This is a genomic window from Syntrophobacter fumaroxidans MPOB, from assembly GCF_000014965.1.
GTDB lineage: Bacteria > Desulfobacterota > Syntrophobacteria > Syntrophobacterales > Syntrophobacteraceae > Syntrophobacter > Syntrophobacter fumaroxidans.
In genome coordinates, this window is record NC_008554.1 from 2,740,469 (window position 1) to 2,759,639 (window position 19,171).

The 19,171-nt window shown below is 60.4% G+C and carries 15 protein-coding genes; 1 reads left to right on the forward strand and 14 read right to left on the reverse strand.

Translation table 11 applies throughout. From position 1 onward, the window contains the following. Positions 1-99: 99 nt before the first annotated feature. The 12 genes from SFUM_RS11550 to SFUM_RS11605 all read right to left on the reverse strand — a co-directional run bounded on the left by SFUM_RS11550 (position 100) and on the right by SFUM_RS11605 (position 16,049). Complete coding sequence (locus tag SFUM_RS11550; protein WP_167321340.1) at positions 100-1,071, reverse strand: efflux RND transporter periplasmic adaptor subunit; 972 nt, start codon at positions 1,069-1,071, stop codon at positions 100-102. Then, positions 1,055-2,356 (reverse strand): TolC family protein, encoded by a 1,302-nt coding sequence (locus tag SFUM_RS11555; protein WP_167321341.1) that lies wholly within the window; start codon positions 2,354-2,356, stop codon positions 1,055-1,057. The genes SFUM_RS11550 and SFUM_RS11555 overlap by 17 nt, the downstream gene beginning before the upstream one ends. A 338-nt stretch (positions 2,357-2,694) precedes the next feature. Beyond that, complete coding sequence (locus SFUM_RS11560) at positions 2,695-3,447, reverse strand: ABC transporter ATP-binding protein (protein WP_011699084.1); 753 nt, start codon at positions 3,445-3,447, stop codon at positions 2,695-2,697. A 10-nt stretch (positions 3,448-3,457) separates the two neighbouring features. Continuing rightward, entirely contained in the window at positions 3,458-4,603 is a 1,146-nt protein-coding gene (locus SFUM_RS11565; protein ID WP_011699085.1) for an ABC transporter permease, read from the reverse strand. A 174-nt stretch (positions 4,604-4,777) separates the two neighbouring features. Beyond that, the gene (locus SFUM_RS11570; RefSeq protein WP_011699086.1) at positions 4,778-6,052 is read right to left on the reverse strand and encodes an aminotransferase class I/II-fold pyridoxal phosphate-dependent enzyme; all 1,275 of its coding nucleotides are present in this window, start codon (positions 6,050-6,052) and stop codon (positions 4,778-4,780) included. A 464-nt stretch (positions 6,053-6,516) separates the two neighbouring features. Next, positions 6,517-6,978: a hypothetical protein gene (locus tag SFUM_RS11575; RefSeq protein ID WP_150109501.1), complete on the reverse strand. Its 462-nt coding sequence runs from the start codon at positions 6,976-6,978 to the stop codon at positions 6,517-6,519. Between the two features lie 69 nt (positions 6,979-7,047). Next, positions 7,048-7,848: a TVP38/TMEM64 family protein gene (locus SFUM_RS11580; protein ID WP_011699088.1), complete on the reverse strand. Its 801-nt coding sequence runs from the start codon at positions 7,846-7,848 to the stop codon at positions 7,048-7,050. Positions 7,849-8,227: 379 nt separating this feature from the next. Beyond that, positions 8,228-11,263: a glycosyltransferase family protein gene (locus tag SFUM_RS11585; protein WP_011699089.1), complete on the reverse strand. Its 3,036-nt coding sequence runs from the start codon at positions 11,261-11,263 to the stop codon at positions 8,228-8,230. 51 nt (positions 11,264-11,314) lie between these two features. Next, a complete protein-coding gene (locus SFUM_RS11590) occupies positions 11,315-12,610 on the reverse strand; it encodes a glycosyltransferase family 9 protein (RefSeq protein ID WP_011699090.1) in 1,296 nt (431 codons plus the stop codon). Further along, positions 12,607-14,028: a hypothetical protein gene (locus SFUM_RS11595; protein WP_011699091.1), complete on the reverse strand. Its 1,422-nt coding sequence runs from the start codon at positions 14,026-14,028 to the stop codon at positions 12,607-12,609. Before SFUM_RS11595 ends, SFUM_RS11590 begins: the two co-directional genes overlap by 4 nt. Positions 14,029-14,047: 19 nt before the next feature. Further along, positions 14,048-14,458 carry a hypothetical protein gene (locus SFUM_RS11600; protein WP_011699092.1) on the reverse strand — a complete coding sequence of 137 codons (411 nt, stop codon included), beginning with the start codon at positions 14,456-14,458 and terminating at the stop codon, positions 14,048-14,050. Further along, a complete protein-coding gene (locus tag SFUM_RS11605) occupies positions 14,436-16,049 on the reverse strand; it encodes an ArnT family glycosyltransferase (protein ID WP_011699093.1) in 1,614 nt (537 codons plus the stop codon). Before SFUM_RS11605 ends, SFUM_RS11600 begins: the two co-directional genes overlap by 23 nt. A gap of 254 nt (positions 16,050-16,303) precedes the next feature. Here SFUM_RS11605 and SFUM_RS11610 point away from each other — a divergent pair, with 254 nt between their 5' ends. Continuing rightward, complete coding sequence (locus SFUM_RS11610) at positions 16,304-17,098, forward strand: glycosyltransferase family 2 protein (protein ID WP_011699094.1); 795 nt, start codon at positions 16,304-16,306, stop codon at positions 17,096-17,098. A 70-nt stretch (positions 17,099-17,168) separates the two neighbouring features. Here SFUM_RS11610 and SFUM_RS11615 read toward each other — a convergent pair whose 3' ends face one another. Together SFUM_RS11615 and SFUM_RS11620 are read right to left on the reverse strand one after the other, a co-directional pair. Then, complete coding sequence (locus SFUM_RS11615) at positions 17,169-18,215, reverse strand: tyrosine-type recombinase/integrase (RefSeq protein WP_011699095.1); 1,047 nt, start codon at positions 18,213-18,215, stop codon at positions 17,169-17,171. Between the two features lie 333 nt (positions 18,216-18,548). Then, on the reverse strand, positions 18,549-19,079 hold the full coding sequence (locus tag SFUM_RS11620; protein ID WP_011699096.1) for a hypothetical protein: 531 nt from the start codon (positions 19,077-19,079) through the stop codon (positions 18,549-18,551). Between the last annotated feature and the right edge of the window lie 92 nt (positions 19,080-19,171).

Consider the following 19,171-nt stretch of genomic DNA (forward strand, 5'->3'; position numbering starts at 1 on the left):
TGTAAGCCGACCATGTTCCCGGATGTGCATTCCGGAATCCGCAAAGGGCGCCGAATCCGCCGGACGGCGCGCCAGAAATGCCGACACGGCGAAACCGCATCAACGCCCGGTCGCTTTCGTCCCGGGAAGAACGATCTGCCCCTTGAAACCGTCTTTCAGGGCAAGATCGGGATTGGGCAGCAAAACTTCCATTTCATAGTACGAAGGCTGTTCGAGCGCCGCCCCCGCCGGAGACCAGGACAGGCGGCTCACTTTGCCCTCGAAGGTCTTTCCGGGGATCGAGTCGAAGGACACGGACGCCTTGTCCCCGACGGCAACATGAATGGCATCCATTTCATGCACCTGGGAGCGCATCACCATCGGGTCCATCGCACCGACAATAAACGCCGGCGTCCCCGGACCGACCTCAGCCCCCTCCCGAAGGTCGGGGCTCACCGCGATGACGTATCCGTCGATGGGGGCGACGAGAGACACCTCTTCCGGAATGCTGCTCGCGTTGACCGCCTGGCCCAGCTGCTCCTTCAACACGAGAAGATCGTCCCGGGCCAGTTGCTGCTCCAGGCGCAGGCGGGACTCGATGGAAACGCGGTGCCGCGAGGCCAGTTGAATCTCCTTCTCCACCTGATTCAGGCTTTGGGCCGGGGCCATATTCCGGGAGGACAGCTCCCGGAGTTCCTTGCGCCTGACCTCGAGGGACGACAGGTTCTTGTCGATCTCGGCCAACTGAGTTCCCATCTCACTGATCTGAGAAGGAGAGAGCCTGCGCCGCAACTGCATGATCACTTCAGCCCCCAGCCGATACCGCGCAAGGACCTCCCCTTTTTTCACCGCCTGTGCGGCGTGAACCTTCACGGTCGTCACGATTCCGCGAAAAGGCACCGCCACCTGCCGCTTCAAGGGGCACATCAATTTCCCCTGCAGCAGGATATCGCCGGTTTTCACCTCGGCCGCCGCCCGGCCCGGCTGGGCCCCGGCGCAAATGCCGGCGGCAGGGGCAAGGAACAACATCGCACAACAGGCAAGCCAAGCCGTCCGTTTCAACAGGGTGTTCATTCTACATGACTTTTGCATCGACATAGGCCTTTGACAGTTCTCCGGACAGAAAACGAAGGTTCAACAGCGCCTTATCGTACTCCAGAGTCTTGATGCGGGCATTCTTGCGGGCTTCGAGGCAGGCTTTCTTGTCCGCCAGCAAGCCGGAAAAAGGAATGCGCCCGGACTGGTAGCCGATTTCCCCCTGCTGTTGCTTGAGTTCCATCAGTTCCACCTGGGTGCGTGCCAGTTTCAGCTCCGCGGCGGCTTCGGACGCTTTTTCCACGCCGGTCTTCCACTTGGAGACGATATCGAGGTCCTTCTGGGTCGCCTGGTTCCGGAACTGCTTCAGCACGGTCTCCTGGCGGCCGACGTTGCGGTAGCGCTTCAACCCGTCCCAAAGGGGAAGATCGAAGCCGATGGAGAAGAAGTACCCGTTGCTGTCGATGCCGCTCAACGGATCCGTTGACTGGAGTCCGAGTGAAAACGTGGGAAAGAACCTCGTATAGGCCAGTTTGATGTTCCGCGTCTGGAGCTCTTTTTTGAGGGCTTCGATCTTGAGGTCGTAGGAGTTGGCCCGGGCCTGATCGAGCGTATGGGAATTCGGGCCGGCGTGATCCAGGACCTGGATTCGCGCGTCACGCAGGTCCAGCTCCAGGACCTGGTCGGCCGGAAGCCCGAGCAGGGCCTTCAACCCGTCCTGAATCGTTTCTTTGGACGAGGCGATCTTCCGGCCCTCCAAATTCGCCAATTCCACATCCTGGGCGGCGACCCGGGAGTCCAGCGGGGTTGCCCCTCCCGTGCCGACGCGCCTCGAGACATAATCGACATTCCGTTCAGCCAGCTCGACGACCTCCCGTTGAAGAGCGCCCATCTCTTCCAGGGCGTCCAGTTCGAGAAAGCCGGAAGCTATCCTGTGGATGCTCTCCGAAATAATGCGCAGGTGACCGTAGATGGCGATTTGAGTGATCAACTTTTGGGCCTGGAGGGTGACATAGGCCTCGATGGGATTGTATCCGTCGGTCACGAAAGCCAGCGTGTAGGGCTTGGGGTCTTCGTTCTGAAATTTGGGCTGGTCGAAATAGTAGCGGCTGTGCAACGAAAGCGACGGGAACAGGGAATATTTGCTGTCTGCCTCGTCCAGCCGCTTGAGCTGGACCTCCAGGGAACTGACGGTGAGAAACGGCGACTGGGTGATCGCCAGCCTCACACATTCCGAAAAAGTCTTCCTGCCCTGCGGAAACACGTCCTTGCCGGGCATGACATCCTCATCCGCACGCCCGACGCCGACGCCGAACAGCAGGCCGCTCAACCAGATCATCATGCAAATCGAAACCAGGCGATTTCTTATCGCCGTTCTCCGTCCCCGATCGAGACGGACCTTCCGCCCCTTATCGCGCAAGCACAAAGCATCCCCTCCCCGTTTGGGCGCACTCCCTTCACCCCATCGGGACGCAACGACCGTAAACCGTTCGACCGCCCGCCCAGGAGAATCCGGAGAAATCCCGGCCGCCGTTCCCACGAACGCCGCGAGCCGGTGGCGCACAACGAAGCATAAAAAATCGTCAACGTCATTCCCGCGCAGGCGGAAATCCAGGCAAACGGGACGGCCCCCCGGGCATTCACCGGCGCAGGGCCCGGAGCGGGTCGCTCCGTTCATCCTTAAGCTTCGCCCGGCGTATGAACCGAGGACGACCGGCTCCGGAATACGCCGGGGCGCCCCCGCGAGACCAGGACTCCGTCCTCGAGATAGCATATCCTGTGGCAGCGGGCCGCGACTTCGGGGTCATGGGTCACCAGCACGACCGCGGTCTCTTCATCCTCCACGAAATGATTGAAGTAGTCCATGACCATCTGCCCATTGCTGCGATCCAGTTGTCCCGTGGGCTCATCCGCCAGAATGATCCTGGGGCGGTTGACAACCGCCCGGGCCACCGCCACCCGCTGTTGTTCCCCGCCTGAGAGAAGATTCGAAGGATGGTGCAGGCGATGGCTCATGTTGACGCGCGTCAGGGCGTCGAGGATACGCCCCGTTCTCTCGCGCCGCCTGATGCCGGCGTAAATCAGGGGATACTCCAGGTTCTCGTAAACCGTGGAATGTTCGATCAGGTTGCAGCTCTGGAATACGAAGCCGACGACGTTCCTTCGGAACTCGGCCTGGGCGGCGCGGGACAGTTCCAGGACATTTCGGTCGAGCACTTTGTAGGTCCCGGAGGAAGGCGCGAGAAAAAGCCCGAGGATGGCAAGGAGAGTGGATTTCCCGGAGCCCGAAGGCCCCATGATGGCGACCATCTCCCCGGGGTATATCGTAAGGTCCACCCTGTGCAGAACGGGGATCATCCCCACCCCGTTCTCAAAACTCCTGGTCAGATCGCAGATCTCGATGACAGGTTCCTCGGGTCGATGTCGATGCAAGAGCGTCACCTTATTCATACCGGATCGCAGATACCACTTCCATGCGGCTGGCTCGCAAAGACGGATAGAATCCGGCCCCTATCCCCAGCAAAACCGAAAAACCGATCCCCATCATCACGCAGGTTGCAAACAATTCCTCGGGAGGGCGGCATTTCAGAAAGGAGCTCATCGTCTCGACGCACACCCGTCCCAGAAGGACGCCCATCGCGGCGGAACCGGAACTGAGGAACAGCGATTCGATCAGGAACTGAATCAGGATATCCCTGTCTTCCGCGCCCATCGCTTTTTTCAGGCCGATCTCCCGGGTCCTGGCCTGCACGGCCGCCATCATCCCGTTCCAGATTCCGAACCCCCCGAGCACCAGGGTTGCGACTATGGCGAGGTAGACAAAGACTTCGATCCACCAGGCAATCCGTTGGACACGCTTCAACGGATCCCAGGCGACATCGACCCGCAGCCTTTCGGCCGACTGATGCATTCCCACCATTGCGGGAACCGCTTCGGCCACTCTGGCGACGTCGTCCCAGGAAGAACAGCGGATGTAGAGGCGGTCCACGGGACCGAGATTTTCAAGGCGATCCCGGCCGGTCGTGAGCGGAATGAAGGCGGAATTGACCCGGTCGCCGGCCAGGGTCCCCCCAAGCACTCCGGTGACCAGGAAAAGATCCTTGTCGATGGGCAGAATCCGGCCCGTGGCGTCGGCGGTCTCAAACAGGCTCCGCGCCAGCTCTTCCCCGATCACCACGATCCGGGCCCGTTCATTCACGGCATCCGCGCCGAACAGCTCCCCCGAGACCGGCGCCAGGCCGTTCACTCTGAAGAAAAGGCCGTCGGCGGCCAGTACGGCGAAACTACGACGCGCATTATACCACGTGGAAGTGCCCCAGGTCATTTTTGCGGCGGCCGCACTCACCGCCTGCACCCCCTGCATGGTCTTCAGGGCGTTTACCGTCTCGGATTGGAATGTGGGAGGCTTGGAGAACCGATCGCGGTTGGGCAGGTATTCCTCGAAACGCACTTTGACGAGGGTCGCTCCCCCCAGCAGGTCCAGGTCCGTATTGAGCGTTTTCTTGACCTCCTGCCCCATCGTTATGACCACGATGAAGCCGGCGGTCCCCACGGTGATGGCCAGGACCACCCCGAGGTATCGTCGCATCTGGCGCATAACCTGGCGCACAGCGACGCGTAGGAGATCGAATAGCCTTAACATGGATTGAGATTCTTCCCCGCTGCGTTCCCGAGTGGGGCCGCCGTTCACGGACCGTTGGAACGAAAGCCCGCGTCTTTCATTTCTCCAGGCGCTTCTTTCGCGAAGACAACGCGGCGGCCCCTACTGCGCCCCGCAGGACTTGGCGGCAGCAAAGTCGCACGGTTCGAGGAACGCTTCGCTTTCCGGCAGATCCACGCTGCGGATCCGGTGCTTTCTGGCCAACCGGTCCACGGTCTCGAGCACGTAGTCGATGTGCCGCTGTTCATGAGTGCTCATGTACGCAGTGCGAATCACCGCCTGTCCCTTGGGAACGGCGGGGAATACCGCGGGCAGCGCAAAAACGCCGTTTTCAAAAAGCTCCTGAGCGAACACGTAGGCTTTTTCCTCGGGACCGATCCGGATGGGGATGATCGGAGTCTCCGACTCCCTGACGGCCAATCCGATTCGGCGATAGCCTTCGCGGACCTGGCGAGTGATGTCCCGCAGGCGCTGAATCCTCTCCGGCTCTTCCTCCAGCACATCCAGACAGGCAAGTACCGTGGCGACGTTGCTGGCCGGCAAAGCGGCCGAAAAGATCAGCGTCTTCGAGTTGTGTTTCATGTACTCGATGATGTCGTCATCGTCGGAAGCGATGAAGCCACCGATGGACGCCAGTGCCTTGCTGAAAGTGCCCATGATGAAATCGATCTGGGAGGTCACCCCGCAGTGGGCCGCGGTTCCCTTGCCCCCCGGCCCCATGACCCCCAGTCCGTGAGCGTCGTCAAGGTACATCCACAGATTCGGATACTTCTTCTTCAGCCGTGCAAAATCGGCGAGCGGCGCAACGTCGCCCGACATGCTGAACACGCCCTCGGTGATCAGAATAACGACTCCGTCGGGATGCTTCTGAACCGCATGCGCCAGCTTGCGGGACGCAGCTTCCACGTCATTGTGGGGGAACGGAACGATCTTGGCCCGCGATGACCGGCAGCCCTCGAAAATGCTGTAGTGGTCCTCTCTGTCGCACAGAATCACGTCATCCGAGTTCAGCAGGCAGCCGATTGCGCCCAGATTGACCGAAAAACCGGTGGTGTGCACGATTGCCCGTTTCTTCCCGACAAAAGCCGCCAGGCGGTCCTCGAGCACTTCATGCAGGGCCATATTCCCGCACAGAAAACGCGAACCTCCCGGTCCGGTTCCATAACTGCTCAGGGAGCGAATTGCCGCCTCTCTCACCCGCGGATCATGGGTCAGGCCGAGGTAATCGTTCGAGCCGACCATGATCAGATGACGATCTCCCACATCCACCTCGGGCCCCCATGTTCTGGTCACCGGTCTGAAGTAGGGATAAATCCCCTCTTCCTTACCGGTCCGAATCATGTGAGCGAACGGATAACAACGCTCCTTCAGCGTCATAAGGGATGTCTCGCTCCTTTTCTTATGATCAATCCTGTCCCGCGAAATTTATAGATGCTAGCAAAATCCATAAGTTCTTGCAACAGAAAGTCCGCAATCGCCCCAACGAGAAGCCGCTTCCCCACGGATGGCCCCCAGGCACTCACGCCGGGACCGAACGGTGCGAAGCGACCCGGGCATCCCCTTCCACCTCGCCCGCGCACCCCTGACGGATGCCGTGCCCGCGGCCATCGGAGCACCCCCTGCGCCCATCCGCGCTCCGGGGCGCGCCCCATCAACACCCATCGCCTTGGGAAAGGCATCGAGAACCGGGCGATCCCGTAGCTATAGGAGTTTTCTTTATCAGTATGTACCCGCACCCCGCAGACAGTCCCATTAGTAACGAATATCCCCTCAAGATCAGGCACTTGGCTTCGCCGACGTCCGCCCGGGCGCTCACCAAGATATCATCATGCCACCGTTCTTCAAAGCAAAACCCTGTGGACCTCTCTGAACCGGCGCAGTTCCTCAGCCCACAAACGCCGCAACACATATCGCACCTTGTTCATGCTCCCGATTCCCAGTTGACTCTCGGAAAAAAGAATCCTGTCGCGGGGGTCCGCAAGCAGATGGCACGCATATCGATTCCAGCCCCAGGTCCGAGTCCATTGCAGCGCGACCCAGGCACGAAGCTCCTGTCCATCCCGGGTCCGGAGCGCGACCGTCGACCACGCCACAATGCCGCCGTCCGGCTTCGTGAGCTGATCGGAGTCGAGCAGTCGATCGAAAAACAGGGACTCGGACTCGGCAAAGGCTTTCGCCGCTCCGGTCAGCGCGGCACCGGAATTGTCGCCACCGATGCCGTCCAGGCCGATGCCGGGATAATAGAGCAGATTGAACCACAGAAGCCCAAGCACGCCGAGGCCGCTCAGCAAGACGCAAACCACCGGCCATCTTCTTTCCCGGACACGAAGCATATCCCGCCATAACCTCCGCGACCGACCCGGTTCCAACCGTTACAACCAGTCCCGGTCTTCCCGCCGGGCCTCGTAGCGCCCCATCCCATCCGCCCCGTCTTCCACGGCCCGGGCCCGTCCCGCGGCCACTCTGAAGGCCCTGCCCGCATAACGGATCAACAGGAAGACAACCACCAGAATGACGCCCAGACCACCCCAGTACAGGAACTGCTGCGGGTTACCCATCAACGTGCGCCCGGATATCACGTCCGCCAGGTTTCCGGCAGCCGAACCGATATAGGCGTAGGCGGCCACGATGGGAAACATGCCTATGGCCGAGGCAATCGCATGATCCCGGAAGGACACCCGCGTCGCGCCGAGCGCGTAACTCAACGGCACGAAAGGAAACACCGAGCTCAACCGCATGAGCATGATGATCTTGAACCCGTGATCTCCCAGGGTCTCGTCAAAAGCCGAGAGTCGGACGCTGGCGGCAATTCTCCGCTCCACCCAGCTTCGGGCGATGGTTCGTCCCAGGATGAATGCAAAACAGGCTCCCAGAGTGCAGCCGGTTGCCGCTGTGGCGGTCCCGCCGAAAGGACCGAAGAGAAATCCCGATCCCATGGCCAGAATCGACCCCGGAATCGGCAGCACGCATGCCACCAGAAAAGACAAGACGACCACAAGAGGGCCGAGCGGCCCCAGGTGCCTCGTCCATTCCAGGACTTCCAGCACGTATTTCTTGACCGGCAGGAAAAACAGCGAAACCGCTACGGCCGCGAAAAGCAGGCAAGCCAGCAGAATCCGTGAGCCGTATTTCTGAAAATCCACATTGGATAGCTTCCAGGTATGGTTTTTCATAAAATGTTCCTGATATCCGGGTCCGATACAGTGATGCATGACGATCATTTCTTCCAGAGAACCCGGGCGAGCCGCACCTTTATCACCGGTACAACATTCAATGCAGATCGAAATGATGCAACGACTTCCATACAAGCACCCGCTTCTTCCACCTGTTCATGGGGAATCGAGAACCGTACGGATTTGCCTTAATTAAACTTTTGCACGCCGTCTTGGCAAGGGGGTCAAACCTACACTTTTCACATATCCCAGGAGCCGGAGGCCACAACGTCAGGTGGAGAAGGTGCCGGGCCGGGGCGTTTTCACCCAAACCCCGCATGCCCCGCAAAATCTTCCCGGGGGTGCCGGTTCGGGTACCCGGGGCCGGCTCATGTCCCCATCACGCCTTCAAAGGAGGGAACGTCGGGGGATCATCGCCCGACGAAGCACCGTTCCTGTTCATCGATTCGGGGACGCCCGGGGGTTCCTCGCTCCCTGGACGTCTCCCCGTCATGCGATTGCCGAAGAGCACGAGCACGAATCCCAGCACGGCCATCGCCAGGGTCAGGCTCCACAAGGGAGGACGATATCGATACACAAGGTCGTAGGTCCCCGGCTTGTCGATCCGAATTCCGAGGAATACCCCGTCCACGAGCAGGACCGGTGTTTCCTTGCCGTTTGCGGTCACGCTCCAGCCGGGGCAGAAGCTTTCCGTAAAGGTCAGAATGCCTGCCGTGTGTGCTTCGTATTTCGAGCGGACTTCATTCGGCTGGAGATCAAAAGACAGCAGCCTGCCGGTTGGCAGGTTCAGCGGATAGTTGGAAACGATTTCAGGGCCCCGGCTGAGCCAGACGCGGCGTGCAAGATCCGGCGTTTCCCTCATGCGTTCCATCGCCTCCTGCCAAGTGCCGGCGACGCCGGCGGACGGGGCCAGGAATATCCTCGGAACCGCCCCGGGATTGTCCCAAATCCGAACCCCCGTCTCAGGATCGTCATACAGAAGAGAACAGCCGCCCGGCAGAACCGCCGTGTCATACATGCGAAAGGCAAAACCCAATTCGGGTTTGGACGGATACCTGTAAACCGCGATCATGGAGTCTCGCTTTTCGGGGACATAGGAAATCTCAAGCCTGAGATCCTTCCCTTCAAGCCCGTCGACGGGCGGGAAAGTGAAGCCCAGGTAGGCGTGGTTGCGAAGCCCTTCGCTTCTCGCTTCACGAGTTGCAATGACGGCGCCGTCGGGGCCGAAAACGCGAAGGAGGAGTCGGCCCGTATGGACCCGACCGCTGGTATCGAGCTTGACGTCGACTCTTGCCAGTCTGTCGGACGGGCAGACTACCCGAGCCTCGGCAGGCCGGCGAAGCGGCAGGGGGGAAATCGCCCCACGCGAATCATCCGTGTCGTAGACCGGGGCAAGGAGCGGTTCGGAATCGCGCGCGACAAAGAACCGGACCGACGCGAGGGAATAGTACCTCAGGTTTGTCACGACCTCGGTGGAAGGATTTCCCTTGCTGCGAAAACCCGTCTTGTTTCCCGCCAGCCAGAGTGCGGAAGCTCCGCGATCGAGAAAATGCTCGATGAACCGAGCCGTACCTTGTGGAGATATGGCTTCGAGGACACTCAGGCTCGACAACCTGAAGGCAGACGCGAAATTTGGCTGGGGGACCCCATCGAAAGAGTACGATCGGAATATGCCCCCCTGCTGCAATGCCGCAAGCTTGTCGAGGTAGGGCGCCGGTGTCAGCGGATTGTACCGGGCAGGCAAACCGTGCGGGCCGAGCAGGGCGATGGTCAGCGTCGGAAGGACCGCCGCCGCGGAAGCCACGACCATCGGCTTCAGGCCAATAGGCACCCGGAAACGGGAGAGCCACCAGGCGAAAGCGCAATAAAGAACGAGGCAGATGCCCGAAAGCAGCCCGGTGCTCACTGCGTCGAAGCCTACGGGGGCGTAGGCCGTCCCCTGCAAGACGATCCCCGCCGCGGCCACCAGGTAGAACGCGCCGTTTTGCCCCGAAGCGTTCCTTTTCACCATCCACAGCATGACCGGCCCCAAAATCGCCCAAAAAAGGCCCAGCACACCGAAACCGAACAGGTGGACCGCAGGCCCGCCCGTGTAGCCCAGCGTTTCCAGGTTGCCTCTCACCGCATGGATACCGCACACCAGCAGCGCTATCATCAGCAGCGCCCACGGCACCAGGAGCCGACGCCATTTCTTCGCCTCGAGCCCGGCCAGGAAATGGATCCCGTAGGCTGCCATGCCCGCAAGGGCGAAGACGAAGAGGAATCCCGCATAGCGGGGAAAGACGATGAGCTTGAAAAAGGGCAGCGCCCCTATTTCGTTGATCCCCGGGGCACACCATATCTTTGCGCCGACCGCCACTGCCAGGACGGAAAGAAAAACGAGCCCGGCATCGCGCTTCTTCTTCCACGCGGCGAACGAACACAGGGCAAGAAAGACCACAACGGCCGGGATCCACCCCGGCGATGAATCCCAATCGGCATCATTGAGAACGCCCAGCGGATATCCCTGCGGAGGGCCGTACAGATAGGGGAAAATATATGCGTAGAGCGCACTCAGCGAGCGGCCCTTCAGCCCGTGTACGGAATCCGGGGCATGAAACGAAAAGGAGGTGAACGCGTACTCGGAAAAATTGACCCACAGCGGAGCCGCGATCAGAAGCCCTGCGAGCGAACCGGGAATGAAGCCCAGCAACACCCGCCATCCCTTCCTGCCGGCATGGAAGAGTCGAACGACGGCATAAACCAGGATGACGAAGAGGCTTATGAAGGACGATTCCGGTTGCCCCCCCGTGATGCTGCAGTATATGCCCAGGGCGAGCACCCAGTGGCGGTGCCTCCAGGAAGGATCATGGACGATGCGTTCCACGGCGAACGCGAGCAAAGGCCACCAGGCCGCAACAGCGGGCAGTTCCCGGAGCGCGAGGTAGCTTTGAAAGTAACCGCTGGCGAGAACCACGGTCCCCCCGAGCACCGAAGCCGCTTTCGGAACCCCGAGCACATCGAGGTAGAGGTACAGGAACAAGGCGGCCAGGAGCCAGTTCAGGAGGAACACGACGTCCCACCATTGTGGAGGCAAAATGAGGCGCAGCCAACTGGGTGGATAGAGCACCGCGAACAGGGAGTTGGCGAGGAACGGCTGCCCGATCCCCTGGTAAGGATTCCAGAGAGGCAGTATCCCTTGTTTCATGGCCCCAGAGGCAAATGCATCGGAAGCATAGTCCACGTTCAAGGCGCCGGCGGGATCGAGGCAGGTCATGTTTTTGGAAATCGGCCCCTTGTAGCCGTATGGCACCGGGCTGATCAGGCCGTATCCCGGAGCCATCGGGATCAGGCTGCGTCCGAGAAAGAAAACTAGACCGTTCACGCAGACGAAGATGAGCAGCAGCAACATGACAGGCCGGACATGCGTTCTCATAAGGCATTCACCCTGAATGATCGTGTTGTCGACTCGGTTCCGCCCCCGATTCTAATGCCGGAAGGCAATCGTCCCCAAAGGTCTGCCGTCGGGGGTTCGATTGATCGGGCGGCGAGGTGCGGGTTTCCACGTCGGCGGTGCTCGATCCTCGATGGACACGCCCTCCGGCCACAGCAGGGCGAGGCATGCCGCGGTCACCTTCTCCGACGCGATCATTTTCATGCACTGGTTGTCTCCCCGGCATGGGGGAAGATCGCTGTGATACAGGCACGGACTGCACAGGATGTGCTCGTAAAAGATCAGGCTGTCGGCACCGGCATGCCGGGGAACGTAGTGCGTCGGATGCCCCGGTCCGAACAAGGCCACCGCCGGCCGTTTCAGGGCGAACGCCATGTGCATCGGCCCGGAATCGTTCGTCAGAAAGCAATCCGCCCGGTTCAGCAACGCCAGGAACCCCCCCAGGGACAATCTCCCCGCCGCGTTTCGTACGCGTCCCTGATACCCGTCAAACACCGAAGCAAGCCCTTCGACGTGCTCCCTTTCACCAGGACTTCCCGTCAGGACCACCTTGAGAGACGGTATGCGATCGAGCAGCGCCTTGATCGTCTCGGCAAAGCAGGCCGTCGGCCACCGCCTTTCCAGGCAAAGGTCCGACGCATTGGGATTGACCGCCAGCAATCGGTCGCCGGGTTCCAGCCAGCCTTTCGCGAAGACCGAGAATTCATCCCGATCCTTTTCGAGGATCGCAATGGACACGTCTTCCGGAGCCTCGTGGTCGGCGCCGGCCCCGGCCGCGATGGACATCTGCAGGTACAGCGCCTCCACCGGCATGCCGGTGTTGAAAAAAATGAGGTGGGTGAACAGACCGTCCTTGAATTCCGTGGACTTCCGATAGAATCCGGCCCTGTTCCGGGCACAACTGAGCGTGGCGAGGATGCTCGAGTAGAAGGAATACAATTCAAGATCCAAGTACAGCGCGGGACGCAACCGCCACAATTTCCACACGACTTTCAGCGTCGTACCGGCGATGGCCGGAAGCGAGGCTTCGGAGATGTAGAGGCATTCGTCAACCAGCGTCATCCTTTGCAGCAGGGGAGCGTTGTTCCTGCTGCTGATGAAGACCAGCCGGGCGCCCGGGTAACGTCGCCGGATGGATTGGAGCATGGGACCGGCGGACAGTATGCTCCCCATGCCGACGAACTTCGCAATGCAGATCACTCCCGGCCTGCCCGGGAAGGAGTGGTCCCGGCGCAGTACGCAGCCAAGCACGCGCGCGGCGACGTTGAGCATATACGCGACGGGAGCGCCGAACATCCGGTCAATCCGTATCTTCTGCCTGGCATTCATCGATCAACCTCCAGCGGCCCAGAGAGGAGGCGAGCCCTTTTGATCTCCGGCCCGGTTCCACCGGCGCCTCGGTCCTTTTCAGGCGGCACTGCCGCTGCTTCCAGCATCCGTCGAATCTCGAGGAACTGACGGCCCGTCAAAGGAATCCGAACATCCATCCAGAATTCGTTGAAGGGTCTGTCCGGGAAACCGGGGTCGGAACATTTCCCGGCATCGAGCGACTGGTAGAACCGGAGCGAAGCGCGGCTCATTCTCGTATACGCATCCAGCCAACGCGGCAGGCTGAATGCCTGGCCCGCGATCATCAGGATCGCCAGCGTCACCGCCGGCAGGGTGGACCAGCGGCGCGACGGCGTCTTGCGCTCCACGATGGTCCATGCGATCCCAAGCAGCAGGAGTGCTCCCAGCAGGGTAAAGACCGCGTAACGAGCCACAAAGGCCTGTCCGGAGGGCCGCGTGTACCGGGTGAGTGAAACCAGCAGCATCGGCAGGCTGTTGAACAGGCAAGCCCAGGCGGCCAGCCTCTTCTCGGCGGAATTTCCCCACCGCAGGATGACCCACACCCCCAGCGCAAACAGCGTAATGCTTACCACATAGTCCCAGACCGGAAAATGAAAATGTCCCCAGAACAAATAGAGGAAGGGAGACAGGAACGAGCCCGAAAACCAATGAACCAGGTACGCCGGACCGGGGATGGAAGAAAAAACCGCCTGGTTGTGGCTGGCGGGCGCCATGGAACCCGCAAAGCTCAGATATCCCACTGAAAACAAAACGTAAACCGCGCCCATCATCGCCGCCGGAGCCCGCCGGCCCGCCCGGCCGACTCCCGGAGGCATCGCGATGATCGGGTAGAGCGGGATCACGGGGAGCGCCAGTAGCGTGTAATTGTGCGAAAGCACGGAACAGAGGGCGCAGCAGCCAATGCCCGCAAGCCTGCCCGCGGACGGAAAACGCGCGTATTCATGGGTCAACAGCAGTGCCCCCAGCAGGAAACCCAGGCTGAGAACGTAGCAGATGTAGAAGCTGTTCCAGGCAATGGCGTGATGAGCCGCCGCCGCGGAATACACGACACTCAGCGTCAGGGCTTTCGCGAACCCGAGGTGCCGCCTCGCCAGCACATGGAAGAGAAAAGCATTCAGCCCGGTACCGATGCAGTTTGCCAGAACCAGGAATGAATACCGATCCCCGAAGGTTCGAATCAGCCCGTAAAACGCCAGGTGACACAGCGGGAACCATTGTTCTCCATCCGGGAGAACGAGAAATCGAAGGAGCGGGTTTTCCGCCATTTGTGCCAGTGCGGTCCAGTCGTCCTGGATGAAGAAGAAACCGGCTCGCCAGAACAGCAAAACCGTCACAGCCGGCAGCACAACGGCGGCGCACACGTTCTTGAGCCGGTCGGCGGTAGCGATGCTTGTCAATGGCAACCTCCCGCAATCGTCACAACCCACTCCTCCGTCTGGCGGCATCCGCGTTGCGTCGATTCCGCCGCAAGCTGTCCGTCATTTCCTCCATTACCGCTTTCCTGTACAGCAGTTCCGCTTCCGCACGCTTCAGGGCGCTCTCCCAGGCGGCCCGGCCCGGCTCCGGCGCGCTCCCGAGTCGAGGCAAACCTCGCTTTTCCATCAGCCGCAACGCTTCCAGCGTCGCCTCGGCCCTGGCAAGCATCATCCGCGCCGAGACCGCTCTCGATTCGATCCGTTGGGCTTCCTCATTCCAGAAACGTTCCGGAAACAACCGCAAAGCGACGTCCGGCGTTTCCAGAAACCCCACGACGAACATCAGCAGCAGCGACGACACCAGCAGAACGTTTCCGGTTCGCGCGAAATCAAGGGGGACTCCCTTCGTCACCTGTAACCTTCCTCCTGTATACGACCAGATGCTGATAGGGTTCTCTCTCGGGAATAAATCTGTGGTAGTAGGGATCCGCCCTGTTTCCGTACATCTCGTCCGGGCAAGGCAGCGTTATCGCTTCGTATTCCAGGCTTCGGCCAATATACTCCAGGGCGGCGCTCTCCGACGCGTTGAGCATCAGCTCCCGGTTCCTTCGGGTGTAGTGCCTCTTGACGACCCAGTCGGGCGTCTTCCCCCGGAGCAGCGCTGGGCCCTGGAGGCCGCCGATGACCCGGCAGCCGGTGTAGAACTGCAGGGGCAAATCCCCGTAAGTGGTCAGAATGGTGTCTCCAGGGCGGGCGTGGGCGTTGAAAAATGCGATCAGGCTCCCGTTCACGTCGGGATAATCCGAGAAGAGCTCGGTCAGGAAAAGCCTGAGAGGAATGTTGGGGGAGGTGAGCATGGTCGGGCCGTTTTGCCACGGACGATTGACGATGCCCAGCCAGTCCATCGGGAGAATGTGAAGCCAGTTGGTGAACGCAAGCATCAGTCCCAGCAGCACGGCGGCAAATTTTTGACGGTTCCACAGCTTGCGGATCACCCAGGCGAGCAACATCGCGGCCAGGGGGTACAAGTGCAGCAGGTAGCGGTGTTCCTGTTGGGGAACGGCGAGCATGACCGTAACATTGAACAGGATGATCAAGGCAAGGAAAAGGGCGAAGCGTTCGCCCGGGTCTTCGGGAAGCCTCCTTTTGAGAACCGCGTCCCTCCATTTCCAGAGCAGGACCAGGACGAGCGGCAGGGGAACGATGAACTGGAAGCAGTCGGAAAAATACCGTCCGAGGGAGCCGAAGATCAGGGTGAAATCCAGCATTCCCGACTGCTGCCCGAGCCTGAACAGGAATACTCCCGGCAGCAGCAGGAGCGCCGTTGCACAAGCGAGCATGGACACCCTGACGAGCGGCAGCCGGTTTCGATAAACGAGGATGGCTGCAAGCCCCGCGGAGCCGGCGTAACAAAAGAACAGCAGATAGTTGGCATAGAACAGGAGACATAAGGCCAGCACCAGCGTCGCGGCCGGCTTCCAGCGGGACTGCCAGTCTCCGAGGAAAGCGTGCACCGAAACCGTGGCCAACAATGCGCCCATGCTGTAATACCGGCATTGCCTGGAAAAGAGGATGAACACGACGGAAGTGGCCAGGATCAGGGCGGCAACGAGTGCCCAGGCGGGATCCTCGAAGCGCCTGCGGATCAGCAGGAAAACCATGGCCACACAAGCCAGACCGGCCAGAGCGCACGGGAAGCGCCCCGCTTCCGTGGTGAAGCCCCCCACCCGGAAGGCGCCTGCCGCGATGTATATCTGAAGCCAGGGCGACCATCGCCACAGCGTGTCCGAGCCGAACTCCCGCCCTTCTTCCTGGGAGATGAAGTTCTTGCCGTCGAAGGCGAGGGGTACGCCGTGTTCGAGCACGCTTCCGGCAAGGCAGGCCGTTTCCGCCTCATCCTGCCAAAGGGGACGATGGTCGAGCCGGTACAGGAACAGGAAGGAAGCACACAGAAGTATCGCCGGGAAAAGGAAGCCGCAAGCGCGGGATGGCATTAGCTTCATGAAGACCTGAGCATCTCGAAAAGAAATCCATGAACGGCTGTGGAGCCGCGGCCCCTTTGTCCGCGCACATCCGGCATCGGCACGGCCGACTGAAGAACGGCGTCCGACGGGCATGAATCACTCGCCTGATTGCTTTTTACTCGAAACTGCTGTATGGAAAGCTCACGGTCGCGTGAGGCTCCCATTCGGGTGGTCGAGCCCCTCCCGAATCAATCACGACCGATATAGCAGACGCATGGAGAGAATAAAAGAAAATGTTGACCGGGAAAAAGATCGTCGTCGTCATGCCCGCTTACAATGCGGCGCAGACGCTGGAGCAGACGTTCAAAGACATTCCCATGGATATTATCGATGAGGTGCTTCTCGTAGACGACGCGTCTCGCGACGAAACCATCAAGGTGGCTCAGCGCCTGGGGATAAAGTGCTTCCTGCACGAGCGGAACATGGGGTACGGCCGCAACCAGAAGACCTGTTACACCGAGGCCATGAAGCTGGATGCCGACATCGTGGTCATGCTTCACCCCGACTACCAGTATTCGCCCAGGATCATTCCGGCATTGGCGGGCCTGGTTGCGAGCGGGGAATACGATGTCGCGCTCGGGTCGAGAATACTGGGCGGCAAAACCCGGCAAGGCGGCATGCCGCTCTACAAATACATCTCCAATCGTTTTCTCACCGCTTTCGAGAACCTGCTGCTGGACGCGAAGCTGTCCGAATACCACACCGGCTTTCGCGCCTTCTCGCGGCGCGTGCTCGAAACCCTCCCCATCTGGGAGAATTCCGACGATTTCGTGTTCGACAACGAGATGCTCGCCCAGGCGATCTACTTCTCCTTCGCGGTGGGGGAGGTTTCCTGCCCGACCCGCTACTTTCCGGAAGCGTCGTCGATAAATTTCAGGCGAAGCGTGAAATACGGCCTGGGCGTGCTGGCGACCTCGGTGAAGTTCGTTTTGCAGAGGCTGGGCATTGCAAGGTTCAGGATTTTTTCGCCCTCCGGCCGCACCATCAAGCCGCCTTCCTATTATCAGGAAAAGACCTCCTCACCCTGATGGCGCGCGCGGCGGACAACGATCCCCGAACTGCCTGGAAGCCCCGCCCATTTGATCGGGGATCATCGCTCTACCCGGGCCGCCCGTCGAAAGGCAGGCGTTTTTCCATTCCCGAAACCCCGCCGCCCGAACAGGCGTCCACGGCCCGGTCGATGTTCCCGGCGCCGAACCGCGCATAGCGCTCGGTCAATCGAATGGTCGAATGACCCAGAAGAGCCTTGAGCGCCGGCAGACCGATACCCCTTTGCACCGTCCGGGCCGCAAAGGTGTGCCGGAGCGAGTGGATCACAAAACCGGGATCCCCTCCCAGCCCCATCTGCTTGCGAACCCACTTCCAGTTGTATTCGGCCTGCTGATACGTCACGTTCGAAAAGGGAGACTTTATCCCCATTCCCATGCGCTGCATCAACATCGATCTGACCCTGCGGGTCATCGGCAGGATTCTGTTTCTTCCGGATTCCACGTCAATTCCGATTTTCCCGCCCACCAGATCCACACCTTTCCATTTCAGTGACAACACCTCGCTCAGGCTGGCCCCAGTGTCCAGGAGCACCATGTAGAGGTCCGCGGCATCGTGCCTGCCCGTTCTCCTCAAAAGCGCGAGGAGTCTGCTCTCCTCCTCCGGGCTGAGGGTCCTCAGCCTGCCCTCCTTTTCCTTGAGCCTGTCGAATCGCGGCACCCGGTCGATGACACGCCATTCGTTGCACGACATCCTCAGCAGGGTTTGAAGCACGGAGAGCTTACTGTTGATGGTGGCCGCGCTGTTCCCGTCGGATTGAAGCTGCCTGACCAGACCCCGGACCTCGTTCTCGCCGATATCCTTCAGTCGGATGTCGTTTCCCAGCTTTTCCAGCAGCGATCTTGCGTGAAACCCGACGGTCTTCGCACTCTTCTTGTGATTCCAGTGGACCTTGAAGGCCCGCGCCATGGCCTCACTCAAGCTCATTTCCCCCCGAATCGGCTCATGCGAAACCACACCCGTCAGCGTCCGTCTCAAAGCGGCCTCGAAATCCAATGCCTTCAACCGCTCGGACGTCGCGGCGCTCTTCCTGATCCGTGGATGTCCCTTCACCTTGACATCCACCCAGTAGACCTCTCCTCGCCTGTACACGGACATTGCCGTTCCCTCCACACGATGAATCGTCCGGATCATAAAGACCACTGTGACACAGTCTGCACCATAAACCATTTAATTTATAAGTGCTACTAAATTCCCTCACAGCATTTTAATCTATGATAACAGAGCGACAAGGTGCAAAATCAGGAGAGATTAGACAAATTTCAAGTAGTTATGGCTTTCGGCAGGGAGCGGTATTGCATCGGACCGTCGAATTATTTTCACATCCGCGAAGGCAGGAGGAGGATCATTCCCGCACCACGGAGCCGGCCGGCCCGCGTGGGGGGTTGACGCTGGCTTATTGAAGGGGGACCGGCCTTGAGGATGGGACCGCTAAAGGCCGGAAGCGGGTAGATCCACGGCCTGACAGTCCGTGGTCCTGAGTGCCCAGTCCGGGCCGACTTTCTCGAGAAAGCCGAGACCGACGGCGTCGGAAATCTTCTGCACATCGCCGCCCTCGATCCGGGCGACGCCGGCCTTCCGGAGTTCGTCCATCTCTTTCTTCACGACCTCGCGGAGTTTTGAGAGGTCCTTCCCGAAGGCCCTTTCGATATCCTGCGGGTAAACCTCGCCGCCCCTGCCGGCAACGCCGAAGAAGACGTATCCCGGCCCGACGAGCAGGGCGATATCCTGGTTCGTGCGGCTGACGGCAAGCACCGCCCAGACGTCGGCATCCGCCGCATCGACTGCGGCGTTGGGCAGGTCCCTGGCCCAGTCCAGGGCTTTATCCTTCACGGTGGCGGCCCTGACCATCACACCGCCCATGGGGCAGAGATCACTTACCGAGCATGCGGGGTCCGTCTTCAGCACGATCATCCCCACCAACCCCAACAACGCCAAAGACCACCAGATCCCCTGCTTCATGTCGTTTCCCCTCCCTTTCGCCGTCAGCGACGGCGAGCCTTCCGATTTTTGTCCCGTTCGCATCCCCGAAATCCATCACTGGTGGAGTTTCA